The following is a 13,213-nucleotide window of genomic DNA, read 5'->3' on the forward strand; positions in this document are numbered from 1 at the left end:
GCAGACGGAACTGACTGCATTAATCGGCCTGGGAGTCGCCATTATCCTCTTTGAAGGCGGCATGGATCTCAAGCTGAGCGAATTTCGCCGCGTTGGTCAGGGCGTTGGGCGGCTGACCATTCTCGGGCCGCCGTTAGCCTGGGTTTTCGGTGCGCTGGCCGCGCATTACGCTGCCGGGCTGAGCTGGCCTGTCGCCTGGGTGCTGGGCGCGATCCTGGTGGTGACAGGACCGACGGTTATTCTGCCTATGTTGCGCCAGGCCCGTCTTAACAAGGAATCGGCATCGCTGTTGAAATGGGAAGGTATCGTCAATGATCCGCTGGGCGTTCTGCTGGCGGTGCTGACGTTCGAATATTTTACCCATACGGCGAACGGTTGGGCACAGGGCCTGGTCGGACTCGGCTTGGCAATCGGTGCGGCTGCGGTGTTCGGTGGGCTGGGAGGCTGGCTCACCGGCTGGCTCTATCGGCGTGGCGCGGTTCCCGCGCATCTCAAGGCTCCGATGCTCATGGCGCTGGTGCTGGCTGTGTACTGGCTGAGTAACCTCATCCAGCACGAGGCCGGTCTGCTGGCGGTCACGTTGATGGGACTGGTCATCGGCAACATGCAACTGGTCGAGCGTGAGCCCCTGCACCACTTTAAAGAAAATCTGACCGTGGTTCTTTTGTCGATGTTATTTATTGTCATCCCGGCGCAGCTCAAAATCAGCCAGCTTGAATTGCTGAACTGGCGTACCGCCGTGTTCGTGCTGACCGTCCTGCTGCTGGTGCGGCCGTTGACCATTGCCCTGGCTACCCTGGGCGCGCCCATGCGCGGCAAGGACAAGCTGCTGTTGGCGTGGATTGCCCCGCGCGGCATTGTCGCCGCCGCCACGGCGGGGATTTTCGGTCCGGAACTGGTCGCTGCCGGATACCAAGACGCCGAGGCGCTTCTGCCTGTCGTCTTTCTGATCATTGTCGTCACCGTGCTGGCGCATGGACTCACCCTGGGGCCGCTGGCACGGAAAATGTCCCTGGCCGCCGAGAAAGAAAACGGCCTGTTGATTGTTGGTGCCTCTCCCTGGACGCAGGCCCTGGCGCGAACGCTGAAAAATCTTGATGTCGACGTTATGGTAGCTGACGGATCGTATCATCGCCTTAAACCGATCCGCATGGACGGCATCAAGGTGTATTACGGCGAGATCCTCTCTGAGCACGCCGATAATGAACTCGATGATGAGCATCTGAGTTTTCTCTTGTGCGCTACCGACAATGATTCCTACAACGCTTTGGTCTGCAAGGCACAGGGACATGAATTCGGTCATCATCGCACTTTCCAGCTGGCACCGTACCAGGAATCGAAGCAGGAACAAAAACGGCTGGCTTTGCAGCAGCGCGGCTATTTCGCCTTTGATCCGCCGACGGATTTCCACACCTTGCAGCGGCGGCTCAGGGAGGGCTGGGCAGTACAGACAACCAGCCTGAGCAAGGATTTTGATCTCGACCGCCTGGAAAGCTCTCTCGATAAGCTCAGCGATGACTGGTTGCTGCTCGGCGGCGTGTCTCCGCAGGGCGAGCTGCAGCTTTATTCCAATGAACAGCCATTCAAGGCCGCCGCCGGTTGGACATTGCTCTATTTTGCGCCGGAGGACGAAAACGACAACCATGCCGATAGAGCTGGGGCCGAAGCGTTAGCTCTGAGCTGACTTACCCGGCAAGGCTGCATTGCCGCGACTTGGAATAAAGTTTTGCGGCTCCTGTTGCGACATCAACCCAGGGCACTTAAATTAATTTGGACATCACTCAGTGGTGCACTCAAATTCGCCGCTGCCCGTTTTAAGTGATTCTCGGACAGCCTCCTAACCGCAATGGGGTAATCAGTAGATAACCCTCTTTTTAAAAGGATAATTTTATGGATTTATTTAGAATACTCATCGCAATTCTCCTGCCGCCGCTTGGGGTTTTTCTGCAGGTTGGATTCGGCGGCGCCTTCTGGCTGAATATTCTCTTGACGCTGTTGGGGTACATTCCCGGCATTGTTCATGCCGTGTGGATCATCGCCAAACGCTGACAGCAGCGTGACAATAGGTGACCCGAAAGATCCCTGGACCTGCTACTTGTCTTTTTGCGCTGCTTGCTCGCCGGATGTTTTGCGGATCTGCTCGATGCCGCCGCGCAGGTGGATCATGCTGCGGGCGATGAGGTGAGCGCTGACCGGCGCGGTGATCATCAGAAACATGCCGATCAGCAGTTCATGCAGGCTGAGCCCGGCTTCCAGTGAGCTGAAATGGAGCATTGAGGCGACGAGGATGCCGCCGACCCCGAGGGTGGTGGCCTTGGTCGGGCCATGCAGACGCATGAACAGCTCGGGGAAGCGGGCCATGCCGATGGAGCCGATGAGGGCAAAAAGACCGCCGACGATGAGAAAAAAAGAGATGAACAATTCCAGCATTTCATTTCTCCTTATTCAATTATATCGCCGCGTAGCAGGTACTTGCACAAAGCGACGGTGCCGACGAAGCCCATCAGGGCAATAAGCAGGGCTGCTTCGAAGAATACCGTGAGGCTTAAGTGAATGCCGAAGAGTACCAGCAGTGCGGTGGTGTTGATATACATGGTATCCAGTGCCAGGATCCGGTCCGGCATGGTCGGCCCGCGCAGCAGCCGGTAGAAATTGAGGAGAAGGGCTGCGGCGATGCAGATAAAAGCAATGGTCATGGCGGTTTTCAACATTCGAAAATCTCCTGCAGGGGTCGTTCATAGCGCTGTTTGATATGGGCAATGAGCTGTGCTTCATCGTCGACATCAAGGACGTGAATCAGTAGAGAACGCCGATCGATGCTCAGATCGGCCGAGACGGTACCCGGCGTCAGGGAAATGGTATTGGTCAGCACGACAATGGCAAAATTGTTGCACAGATCCAGGGGAAGGTGGATAAATGCCGGGCGAAGCCTGCGCATCGGACCAAGGATCAATCGCGCGACCACCAGGTTGGCGAGGGTAATATCCCAGAGCAGCACCACCAGGTAGCTTATCAGCCGCCAAGGCCGCAGCAGACGAGGGCGATTGGGCCAGAAACGCACGGTAAAAAGAGGGATGGCCACGGCAAGCAGACCGCCCAGCAGCACCTGGCCCGGGGCGGCACTATTGTTCAGCAGCAGCCAGATCAGCCACAGGCACAGACTGAATAAGGGCTGGGGCAAAAGTCGTTTCATTATTGTTTCTCCTCGCGCAGCACGGCGGTGATATAGTTGCCCGGCGTCAGCAACTGGGTGGCGGTGGCCTCTGCATAGCGGCAGATCGGCGCGGCGAAAAGGGTCATGACCACACTCATCGTAAGCAGCAGGACGACTGGCACGACAAGGCGTAGACGAAGCCCTTGCCCCCGCGTGGTCACCATTTCCCCTTCCGTTGTCCAGAATAGCAGGCTGCCGGCCCTGCTGAGGGAAATCAGTGCGGCCAGGCCACCGAGCAGAACGATGGACCACAGCCATATCAGCAATACGGTCTCCTCCGGCGGCACGGCCTGGAGCAGCAGCAGTTTGCCGATAAAACCGGACAGCGGCGGTATCCCGGCAGATGCCACGGCACCGACAAAAAACAGCACCCCCAGCAGGGGCAGAACCTGAGGTGCCATCGGCGGCCCAGGGGAAAACCAATCTGCCGCGGCGCCGCGCTGCCAGGCGATCAGGTCGGCCAGGAGAAACATGCCGGCGGTGATCAGGGTGGTATGGGGGAGATAGTAGAGTACGGCGGTGATACCGGCCACAGTGAACAGGCCGATCCCGGCCAGCAGCGTGCCCACCGACACCACCACCAGATAGGCGATGAGCGCAGTCAGCCGGCGACTGCTGAGCAGTCCCAGGGTACCGGCGGCCATGGTGAGCAGGGCCAGCGGTGGCAACCAGCCGGCGACATCGGATGGTGCACTGTTCAGGGGAAAGATCAGGGTAAAGGTGCGCAGAATGGCGTAGACGCCGACCTTGGTCATGATGGCAAAAAGCGCGGCCACCGGGGCGGTGATGCTGCTGTACAGCGTCGGCAGCCAGAGGTGCAGGGGCAGGACGGCGGCTTTTAAGGCAAAGACCACCAGAAGCAGCAGGGCACTGATGCGCAGCAGGGTCACCTGCTCCGGGGCTGCCGTGGCGACTTCCACCGCCAGATCGGCCATGTTCAGGGTGCCGGTCATTGCATACAGCGTGCCAATCGCCACCAGAAACAGGCTGGAGCCAAGCAGGTTGAGCACCACATAGTGGAGGCCTGCGCGGATTCGCCCCGGGCCCCCGCCATGCACGGCCAGGCTATAGGAGGCGATCAGCAGGATTTCGAAAAAGACGAACAGGTTGAACAGGTCGCCGGCCAAAAAGGCGCCGTTGATGCCGAACACCTGCAGGGGAAAGAGCACATGGAAATTATGGCCGCGCCGGTCATCACCGCCTGTGGCATAGAGCAGCACCGGCCAGGACATGATGGCGGTCAGCAGCAGCAGAAGGGCGCTCAACCGATCGACAACCAGCGCGATACCGAACGGGGCCGGCCAGTTGCCCAGCTGATAGACGATGGGTGCACCGCTGTCGGCCAGACGGAGCAGCAGGACCGCCACCGGCAGCAGACCGGCCACGGCGATGAGGGATACCAGACGCTGCGGACCGGGGCCGCTTTTGACCAGCAGCAGGTTCAGTATACCCGCCGCCAGCGGCAGAAGCAGGGGCAGAATAATCCAGTGGCTCATCAAATGATTCATCGCTTTGCTCCCTGTCCGTCGACATGGTCATTATCAAGTTCACCGCGGGCGCGCAGAGCCAGGGCGACAACAAAAGCGGTCATGCCAAAACCGATAACAATGGCGGTGAGTACCAGGGCCTGGGGCAGGGGATCGGCGGTAGCTGTCGTTCCACCGGCCAGAGGCGGGGCGCCGGTTATCAGGCGGCCGGTAAAAAACAGAAAAAGATTGACCCCGTAGGACAGCAAAGACAGGCCGAGCGCCACCTGAAAGGTGCGCGCCCGCAGCACCAGATAGATGCCGCAGCTAAACAGCACGGCGATGACCAGAGAGGCAAGGATTTCCATCAGTTGGCCTCCCTGGTTTCCAGACAGCGTTCGCTCAGTTTTCCCAGGGTGGCCAGAATCAGCATGATCACCCCGACGACGGTGAAATAGACGCCGAGGTCGAACAGCATGGCCGTGGCCAGCTCAAACTCGCCGATCAACGGCAGCTGGAAGTGGCCGAAAGTGGAGGTGAGAAAGGGGTGATCAAACAGCCAGCTGCCGATGCCGGTGGTGATGGCGATAAACAGGCCCAGGGCAATGGCCTTGTGGTATTTTTGCCGCCATTGCCGGTGCGTCCAGGCAATGCCGCTGGCCATATATTGCAGGATCAGGGCAATGGCCGTGGTCAGGCCGGCGATAAAGCCGCCCCCCGGCGCGTTGTGGCCGCGCAGAAACAGATAGATGGACACGAGCAGGGCCATTGGCAGGAGAAAGCGGGTGATCTGGGTCAGTATCAGCGACTGTCGCTCCGGCGCCCAGCGTCTGCCGATGCCGTGCAGGGTGCCGGGAGCCAGGCAGAGATTGTCGAGCAGGGCGTAAATACCGACGGCGGCAATGGTCAGCACGGTAATTTCCCCCATGGTGTCAAAGCCGCGGAAGTCGACGAGGATGACATTGACCACATTGGCTCCCCCGCCCCCGGGCAGGCTGTTTTCCATGAAATAGTCGGAAATGCTGCTATACGGCCGGGTGAGCACGGCCCAGCTGAGCAGCCCCATGCCGGCGCCGATAGACAGGGACAAGAACAGATCCCGGCCACAACGCAGGGGCGAAGTCTCGGCCTGATCCTGCTGCGGCAAAAAATGCAGGGCAAGCAGCAGCAGGATGATTGTCGCCATTTCCACCGCCAGCTGGGTAAGGGCCAGGTCGGGTGCGGAAAACCGGGCAAAGGTGAGGACCGCCACCAGGCCGACGACGCTGAGGGCGATGAGGGCGATGAGCCGCTGCCGCCGCCACAGTACGGTGGCCAGGGCTGCGGCGATGATCAGCACCCCGCCCAGCAGGGTGACCGGACCGATGGCGGACAGCGGCAGTACGCCGATGAGAGGTGCCTTGCCGGTGCTAATCGGCAGACCAAAGGCCACGGCCGCGGCCAGCAGTAACAGCGCGACAGAGCGCTGCAGGGAGCCGTTCTCCATGGTCGTGGTGATGGCGCGGGCGGCACCGGTGACACGATCAATACTTTTCTGGAAGATAACATCGGCGTCGATCGCGGGAAACAGCCGATCATACACGGTAAAAAGACGCTGTCGCACACTGTAGACGGCAATACCGCCGACAAGAGCGATCAGGCTCATCATGAAAGGCGCATTGAAACCATGCCAGATGGCCAGGTTATAGGCAGGCAGCGGTCCTCCCAGCACATCGGCCGAGGCGAGTGCCAGAAACGGTGCCACGGTCAAGGTGGGGAAAACCCCCACCACCAGGCACTGGCCGACCAGGACCGCCACCGGCAGAATCATATACCGCGGTGCTTCGTGCGGTGGATATATAGGCAGGTTGACCGGTTCCCCGTTGAAAAAGACATCGTGGATAAAGCGGGCAGAATAGGCCACCGCCAAAATGCCGGCCAGGTTTGCCGCCACCGGCAGAAGCCAGGCAGCAGGTCCCAGAGCCGTCAAATGCAGGGTTTCGGCAAAGAACATCTCCTTGGACATGAAACCGTTGAGCAGAGGCACGCCGGCCATTGCCGCGGCGGCGACCATGGCCAGGGTGCCGGTAACCGGCAGGTACTTCCATAAACCGTTGATGCGGCGCATGTCGCGGGTGCCGGTTTCGTGGTCGATAATGCCGGCGGCCATGAACAGCGAGGCCTTGAAGGTGGCATGATTGATGATATGAAAGACCCCGGCCACGGCGGCAAGAGGGGTATCGATGCCGAACAGCAGCACGATAAGACCGAGATGGCTGATGGTCGAGTAGGCGAGCAGCCCCTTGATATCATGTTTAAAGAGGGCGACATAGGCACCGAACAGCAGGGTGAGCAGCCCGGTGCCGCCGACGACGAAGAACCATAAGTCGGTGCCGGAGAGGGCGGGAAACAATCGCGCCAGCAGGAAGACCCCGGCCTTGACCATGGTGGCGGAATGCAGATAGGCACTGACCGGGGTCGGTGCGGCCATGGCCCGGGGCAGCCAGAAATGAAAGGGAAACTGCGCCGATTTGGTAAAAGCGCCAAGGAGGATGAGCAGCAGGGTCGGGGTGTACAGGGCGTGGGCACGGATACCCTCACCGGCGGCGATGATAACCGAGATCTGGTAACTGTGGGCAATATGTCCGAGCAGGAGAAAGCCGGCGAGCATCGCCAGCCCGCCGCCGCCGGTAACCGTCAGGGCCATCTTCGCGCCCCGACGGGCTTCCGAGCTGCGATGACGAAAACCGATAAGCAGAAAGGAACTGACGGAGGTCAACTCCCAGAAGATCAGCAGCTGCAGCAGGTGATCGGAGAGAACTATACCTACCATCGAGCCCATGAACAACAGCAATATCCCGTAAAACCGGCCGCGGGGATCATCTTTTGCCAGGTAGTAGTTGGCGTAGAGAATGATCAGCAGGCCGATGCCGAAGATCAGCAGGATGAACAGGCCGGCCAGGCCATCCATGCGCAGGATGAGAGTAAAATCGGCCTGTGGCAGCCACGACCAGCTGCCTGTCATCGGCTCCCCGCGAAAAGCTGCCAGCAGAGGCTCAACCGACAGCAGCAGGCCCGCTGCCGGCACAGCGGCCGCCGTCCAGGCCGCCGCCCCGCGGCCCAGCCGCAGAGCCAGTGGCGGTAACAGGGCGCCGATAAAGGGCAGCAGAACAATGAGCAGAAGATTCATATCCTGGTTAGTTCATCACCAAAAGGTATCTGTATCCGGTAAAGGCTGGAGCTCTTGCCGGGGAGAAAGAAAACTGCACGGACCTGTATAGGAATACTCATTTCGCTTGAATAATTCAACAATCGTCTTGTCCTCTGCTGCTTTAAAAGAGAGACACTTCTTATAAAAAAATTGCATTTGCCAGTCTCCTCTTCTATCCTTCCTGTATACCAAGAATTACTCATAGCATTGCACCCGGTTGTCCCGATCATTTGTTCAAAAAGAGGATGTCATGGCTCGCAGATCAGGAAGTGTCTTTGACGATATTGCTGATATAACATCGAAATTTTCCTGCTGGGCCGGGGTGTCTTGTGCCTTGGTTTCCTTTTTGTTCTTCCACTGGTATGCAGGAAAAGCACTGCCGCCAGTTACCGGGACGGGTGGGTTTTTCGAGAATGTTGTACCCGGCATGCTGCGCTCGCTGGCATTTTTCGGTCAGTTTGTTGTGCCTGGGACATTTTTGTCAGGATCTTTTGTCGTAGCAATGCATAAACAGAGCAGAACCAGGCTGTATGACAAAACGTCCCGGAGCACTGCTCCGTATCCTCTCAATAACCTGTCCCGGCGGGATTTTGAATTTCTGGTGGGAGAATATTTCCGGCGGCGGCAGTTCACCATTGAAAAAACCAAAACAGGGGCCGGTGGCAACACTGTTCTCATTGCCGAAAAAGGCAGGGAAAAATACCTCGTTCGATGTAAGCAATGGAGAACAGACAAGGTCGGTGTGCAGATTGTTCAGGAGTTGCTTGAGGCTATGGTTGGGACTGAGGCAACCGGTGGAATTGTCGTCACCTCAGGTGAATTCACCAAAGATGCGGTAACCTTTGCCCGAGCTAATAATATTCTGCTGTTGGATGGCAGAGAGCTGCACAACAATATGAAGTCGAGTGTGCACGAGGAACCTCGACCGGAGAAGAAAACAGGCAGGAAGCTGGTGGCGGTGAAATGGGCTCTGGCTGGTCTTCTCATGCTTGCAGGAGGCTCTCTTGTATTGCACTCCGATAAAACCGGGACCACCTTTTATTCGATGTGGTCGAGCCGGATAATCGCAATTCTCGCCGCCGGCGGGGAGAGAGGAGCAAAAATCCTGCAAATTGCGCAACCGATCAGACAAAAAGACACGAGCAGGCAAACTGAGGCAAAGAAGTCTTCTTACGAAATAGAATTTGTTTCCGGGGGGAGAGTATATACCGATAATGTAATAATAACCGACAATGAAATCAGCTACACGACCGATAAAGGCCTGGTGGTTTCTCTTAGTAAAAATGCAGTGAAAACCATGAAGAAAACCACTGCTGTTCGGTGAAAAAAAGGCGCTTTACAGGATGATCGAAACATTGCATGATGGCGACAGATGCGCAGCCATCCCCTGATGAAATCTGTTGAATAAATTCCATGTATTGATAAACTCGTAAAAACATAAATCTCGCGATGGCTACGTAAAAAACGCAGGGAGAGACTAGCGAAATCCTTCAACCCCGAGAGGATGCCATGCCCCCAACCACCATCACCAGGAGCCGTTTTGATGCGGTGCTGTTCGATCTCGACGGTGTCGTTACCGAGACCGCCAAAATCCATGCCGCCTGCTGGAAGAAGATGTTCGATGAATTCCTCAGCGAGCATGCCCGCCGCTCCGGAAAGCCTTTTGTCCCCTTTGACATCGTTGCCGATTACAATCAGTATGTCGACGGCAAACTCCGCCAGGAAGGAGTCCGCAGTTTTCTTGAATCGCGGCAGATTCAGCTGCCCGATGGTGATGCGGAGGCCTCCGGCGACCAGCTGACCATCCGGGAACTGGGCAGGCGGAAGGATAGTCTGTTCACCACCGTGTTGCGGGAAAAAGGCGTCGATATCTTTGACGATGGCATGACCCTGGTTCGCCATGTTCGTGCCTCAGGCCTGAAAACCGCCGTGGTCTCCTCCAGTAAAAATTGTCAAGCCGTGTTGCAGGTGGCAAAAATTGAACAATATTTCGACGTGCGGGTGGACGGCCGCACGGTCGAAGAGTACCAGATCAAAGGGAAACCGGCCCCCGACCCCTTTTTGAAAGCAGCGGAGCTGCTCGGCGTCTCCCCGGATCGAGCGGTGGTGGTGGAGGACGCCATTTCCGGGGTTCAGGCCGGACGTCGTGGCAATTTCGGCCTGGTGGTCGGCGTGGCACGAAAAGGGGATGCGGAGATTCTTCGGGAAAATGGTGCCGATGTCGTCGTTACCGACCTGAGAGACCTGATTGGATAATGCATGCTCGGTAGAAAGGCTCACCCCTCTTTTCCTGGCTGAAAGGACAATTGAAGGGGAAGAAATATGGAGAGATAATTATGCTGCATCGAGAAAGACTCAACCCGCCTCGCTATATCTATCCGGGCAATGAATGGAAAATCATCGAAAAACAGTTCTACCCCGATTTCCTCGGCCAGATGGAGACGATCTTTGCCCTGAGCAACGGCTATCTCGGCATGCGCGGCACCTTTGAGGAAGGCCGCCCCTTCTATAATCACGGCACCCTGATCAATGGTTTTTATGAAAGCTGGCCTATCGTCTACGGTGAAAAGGCCTACGGCTTTGCCAAAACCGGGCAGACTATCGTTAACCTCCATGACCTGAAAATCATACGACTTTTTGTCGATGATGAACCCTTCTTCCTGCCCACCGCCAATCTGAAGCATTTCAACCGTACGCTCGACATGAAAGAAGGCACCCTGTCGCGGGATATTGTCTGGGAAATGCCCTCGGGCAAGCTGGTGTCGATCAAATCGACACGGCTGGTCTCCTTTGAACATCGACATCTGGCGGCTATACAATATGAAGTGACTGTGCTGAACAGCCATGCACCGGTGGCGATCCTGTCGGAGATTGCCCCCCATCGGACGATCCGCGGCACCGATGGCGACCCGCGGGACGCTCGGGTTTTCAGGGAAAAAGTACTCATCCCGCAGGCGAAAATAGCCGAGGATCTGCAGATTATCCTCGGCTTTACCACCCAGAACAGTGGGATGACCCTCGGCTGCGGCTTCGATCATACTTTTGCTACCGAGAACCCGGTCAGCTGGGAGAGCGAAGCCTCCGATGATGCCGGGAGAATTACCTTCTCCGTGCAGGCACAGCAGGGTATTCCCGTCTGCATCACCAAATGGATGAGTTTCCACACCTCGCGGGGGACGTCGCCCGAGGATCTGTGCCGGCGGGCGGGACGGACTCTGGCCCGGGCAAAAAAAAATGGTTTCGAAGCGATTCTCGACTCTCAGAAGCATTTTCTCAAGAATTACTATCGGGTCTGCGATGTCCGGATGGCGGTCATCGAAAGAAGAAAGGGACGCGGCCGTTCCACCGAGGAATGGCAGCAGGCCATCCGCTGGAATCTGTTTCAGCTGTGTCAGGCGTCGATCCGGGCTGAGGGAAGCGGCATCCCGGCCAAAGGTCTGACCGGGGGTGGATACGAGGGGCATTATTTCTGGGATATCGAAATATACGTGCTGCCCTTTCTCATTTACACCAATCCGCGAATCGCCAAAAACCTGCTCAAGTTTCGGCACAGCATGCTCGACCAGGCGCGGCAGCGCGCCCGCGACGTCAATCAGAAAGGTGCCCTGTTTCCCTGGCGGACCATCAATGGCGATGAGGCTTCCTCGTATTATGCTGCCGGAACCGCCCAATACCATATCAACGCCGACATTATGTTCGGCCTGAAAAAGTATGTCGAGGTAACCGGAGATATCGAATTTCTCCACCACGAAGGTGTCGAGATGCTCGTCGAGACGGCCAGGTTGTGGCGGGATCTCGGTTTTTTTTCACAACGAAAAAACGGAAAATTCTGTATCCACGGCGTGACCGGCCCGGATGAGTATAATGCCGTCGTCAACAACAACGCCTATACCAACCTGATGGCCCGGGAAAACCTCTGGTTTGCCGCCGATACCGTTGATGACCTCTGCCTCGGAGATGCGGAAATCTACCAGAGCCTGGTGGACAAGACCGGTCTGGAAGAGAGCGAGGTCGAGGAGTGGCGGCGGGCGGCCGACAATATGTATATTCCCTACGACGAGACCCTTGGCATTCATCCGCAGGATGACAGTTTTCTCGATAAAAAAGAGTGGGATATCAATGGAACGCCGCCGGAAAACTTTCCCCTTCTGCTGCATTACCATCCACTGGTAATCTACCGTCATCGGGTGATCAAGCAGGCCGATCTGGTGCTGGCTATGTTTCTCCTGGGGGATGAATTTTCCAAGGAAGAGAAGGAGCGGAATTTTGTCTATTACGACCGTCTTACCACGGGGGATTCGTCACTTTCCGTCGGCATTCAGAGCATTATGGCCTCCGAGGTCGGTGACCTCAAAAAGGCGGCGGAGTATGGCCGCTTTGCGGTGTTGATGGATCTGGCCGATATCGGTGGCAATATCGGCCATGGCTGCCATATCGCATCGATCGGCGCGGCATGGATGGTGCTGGTGTACGGTTCCGCCGGCATGCGCGATTACAACGGCAATATCTCTTTTAATCCGCGACTGCCCAGTCGTTGCACACTGTTCCGCTTTACCTTGAAGATCCGGAAAAGCATCATGGAAGTTGAGCTTGTGCCGGAAGGCGCCATCTATCGACTTGTGCAGGGACCGGATCTGACCTTTCACCATGCTGAAAAAAAGGTTACCCTGACTCAGGAAAAATCGGAGATGATGTGTACCTATGGCTGTACACCGTTGAACGGTGCAGGCGGGTAAGCGACAAGAGAAAAAAACCTTGTTCTTTCAGGGTCCATGTATTTAAGTTTACCAAGCAGCAATTTTCTGGAGATGTACTTTTTACTTAGCCATCCGAAGATTTAAGTTTTTACGAGTTTATCAAGACATGACAAAAGAAAAAACAAAGTGGGATGATATCCCTTCACTTGAGGGGCTCGAGGTGGACTGGCAGTTTGAGCCGGAAAACCCTCTCGGCAAGAGGGCGTTGATACGCATTGCCAAAAGTGATCTGTATCCGCTTCTTGAGGTAAAAAGCATACCGATTAAGGTCGTCTCGAAAAATTTCGATGAAAAAGGCTATGTGGTCGATCTGGCGCAGAGTGGTCTGGCGGTTCTTTTGCCCAGTCCTCTGACGGAAAGCCAGCAGGTAAAGGTCGGTTTTTTTCTTGGTCAACAGAAGATAGTGTCGCGGGCAGTGGTCAGAAATGTTCGTACTGAACAAGGCGGATACCGCATTGGCCTTGAGTTCGTCGATCTCAACCAGGAGTACGCCTCATTTATCGTCGGGCTTATTTCTTCGAAGGGTTATAAACCTGTCGCCTGACCTGCTTGCTGCAACCTTGCGGAACAGGATTCCGGCCATTCT

12 protein-coding genes are annotated in these 13,213 nt (G+C 56.6%); 6 read left to right on the forward strand and 6 right to left on the reverse strand.

Features of this window, described 5'->3' with window-relative positions; all coding sequences use genetic code 11:
• On the forward strand, positions 1 to 1,684 hold a 1,684-nt coding region (locus ACYQ8U_RS18425; protein WP_459947030.1), incomplete at its 5' end, for a cation:proton antiporter.
• A gap of 206 nt (positions 1,685 to 1,890) precedes the next feature.
• A complete protein-coding gene (locus ACYQ8U_RS18430; RefSeq protein ID WP_459947031.1) occupies positions 1,891 to 2,049 on the forward strand; it encodes a YqaE/Pmp3 family membrane protein in 159 nt (52 codons plus the stop codon).
• Positions 2,050 to 2,091: 42 nt separating this feature from the next.
• On the opposite strand, the gene ACYQ8U_RS18435 is transcribed toward ACYQ8U_RS18430, so the two are convergent.
• Genes ACYQ8U_RS18435 through ACYQ8U_RS18460 form a run of 6 tightly spaced genes read right to left on the reverse strand, consistent with a single transcriptional unit; the run spans position 2,092 to position 7,849 of the window.
• A complete protein-coding gene (locus ACYQ8U_RS18435) occupies positions 2,092 to 2,430 on the reverse strand; it encodes a Na+/H+ antiporter subunit G (RefSeq protein WP_459947032.1) in 339 nt (112 codons plus the stop codon).
• A gap of 11 nt (positions 2,431 to 2,441) precedes the next feature.
• The gene (locus tag ACYQ8U_RS18440; protein WP_459947033.1) at positions 2,442 to 2,711 is read right to left on the reverse strand and encodes a K+/H+ antiporter subunit F; all 270 of its coding nucleotides are present in this window, start codon (positions 2,709 to 2,711) and stop codon (positions 2,442 to 2,444) included.
• Complete coding sequence (locus tag ACYQ8U_RS18445; RefSeq protein WP_459947034.1) at positions 2,705 to 3,193, reverse strand: Na+/H+ antiporter subunit E; 489 nt, start codon at positions 3,191 to 3,193, stop codon at positions 2,705 to 2,707. The genes ACYQ8U_RS18440 and ACYQ8U_RS18445 overlap by 7 nt, the downstream gene beginning before the upstream one ends.
• Positions 3,193 to 4,710: a monovalent cation/H+ antiporter subunit D gene (locus tag ACYQ8U_RS18450; protein WP_459947084.1), complete on the reverse strand. Its 1,518-nt coding sequence runs from the start codon at positions 4,708 to 4,710 to the stop codon at positions 3,193 to 3,195. The genes ACYQ8U_RS18445 and ACYQ8U_RS18450 overlap by 1 nt, the downstream gene beginning before the upstream one ends.
• A gap of 8 nt (positions 4,711 to 4,718) precedes the next feature.
• Positions 4,719 to 5,048, reverse strand: coding sequence for a Na+/H+ antiporter subunit C (locus ACYQ8U_RS18455; protein ID WP_459947035.1), 330 nt, complete (start codon positions 5,046 to 5,048; stop codon positions 4,719 to 4,721).
• Entirely contained in the window at positions 5,048 to 7,849 is a 2,802-nt protein-coding gene (locus ACYQ8U_RS18460) for a monovalent cation/H+ antiporter subunit A (RefSeq protein ID WP_459947036.1), read from the reverse strand. The genes ACYQ8U_RS18455 and ACYQ8U_RS18460 overlap by 1 nt, the downstream gene beginning before the upstream one ends.
• Positions 7,850 to 8,120: 271 nt before the next feature.
• On the opposite strand from ACYQ8U_RS18460, the gene ACYQ8U_RS18465 reads away from it, so the two are divergent.
• The 4 genes from ACYQ8U_RS18465 (at position 8,121) to ACYQ8U_RS18480 (ending at position 13,171) form a co-directional block, all read left to right on the forward strand.
• Complete coding sequence (locus tag ACYQ8U_RS18465) at positions 8,121 to 9,194, forward strand: restriction endonuclease (protein WP_459947037.1); 1,074 nt, start codon at positions 8,121 to 8,123, stop codon at positions 9,192 to 9,194.
• A gap of 185 nt (positions 9,195 to 9,379) precedes the next feature.
• Positions 9,380 to 10,126, forward strand: a complete 747-nt coding sequence (locus ACYQ8U_RS18470) for an HAD family hydrolase (protein ID WP_459947038.1) — start codon at positions 9,380 to 9,382, stop codon at positions 10,124 to 10,126.
• Between the two features lie 80 nt (positions 10,127 to 10,206).
• On the forward strand, positions 10,207 to 12,606 hold the full coding sequence (locus ACYQ8U_RS18475) for a glycoside hydrolase family 65 protein (RefSeq protein WP_459947039.1): 2,400 nt from the start codon (positions 10,207 to 10,209) through the stop codon (positions 12,604 to 12,606).
• 127 nt (positions 12,607 to 12,733) lie between these two features.
• Complete coding sequence (locus tag ACYQ8U_RS18480; RefSeq protein WP_459947040.1) at positions 12,734 to 13,171, forward strand: PilZ domain-containing protein; 438 nt, start codon at positions 12,734 to 12,736, stop codon at positions 13,169 to 13,171.
• Positions 13,172 to 13,213: the final 42 nt, after the last annotated feature.

The sequence above is a fragment of the Desulfocastanea catecholica genome (assembly GCF_054657295.1).

Coding starts and splice junctions, on each gene's coding strand:
- ACYQ8U_RS18435 (WP_459947032.1), bottom strand. CDS start 2,430: ATGCTGGAATTGTTCATCTCTTTTTTTCTCATCGTCGGCGGTCTTTTT.
- ACYQ8U_RS18440 (WP_459947033.1), bottom strand. CDS start 2,711: ATGTTGAAAACCGCCATGACCATTGCTTTTATCTGCATCGCCGCAGCC.
- ACYQ8U_RS18475 (WP_459947039.1), top strand. CDS start 10,207: ATGCTGCATCGAGAAAGACTCAACCCGCCTCGCTATATCTATCCGGGC.
- ACYQ8U_RS18460 (WP_459947036.1), bottom strand. CDS start 7,849: ATGAATCTTCTGCTCATTGTTCTGCTGCCCTTTATCGGCGCCCTGTTA.
- ACYQ8U_RS18455 (WP_459947035.1), bottom strand. CDS start 5,048: ATGGAAATCCTTGCCTCTCTGGTCATCGCCGTGCTGTTTAGCTGCGGC.
- ACYQ8U_RS18470 (WP_459947038.1), top strand. CDS start 9,380: ATGCCCCCAACCACCATCACCAGGAGCCGTTTTGATGCGGTGCTGTTC.
- ACYQ8U_RS18465 (WP_459947037.1), top strand. CDS start 8,121: ATGGCTCGCAGATCAGGAAGTGTCTTTGACGATATTGCTGATATAACA.
- ACYQ8U_RS18480 (WP_459947040.1), top strand. CDS start 12,734: ATGACAAAAGAAAAAACAAAGTGGGATGATATCCCTTCACTTGAGGGG.
- ACYQ8U_RS18430 (WP_459947031.1), top strand. CDS start 1,891: ATGGATTTATTTAGAATACTCATCGCAATTCTCCTGCCGCCGCTTGGG.
- ACYQ8U_RS18450 (WP_459947084.1), bottom strand. CDS start 4,710: ATGAGCCACTGGATTATTCTGCCCCTGCTTCTGCCGCTGGCGGCGGGT.
- ACYQ8U_RS18445 (WP_459947034.1), bottom strand. CDS start 3,193: ATGAAACGACTTTTGCCCCAGCCCTTATTCAGTCTGTGCCTGTGGCTG.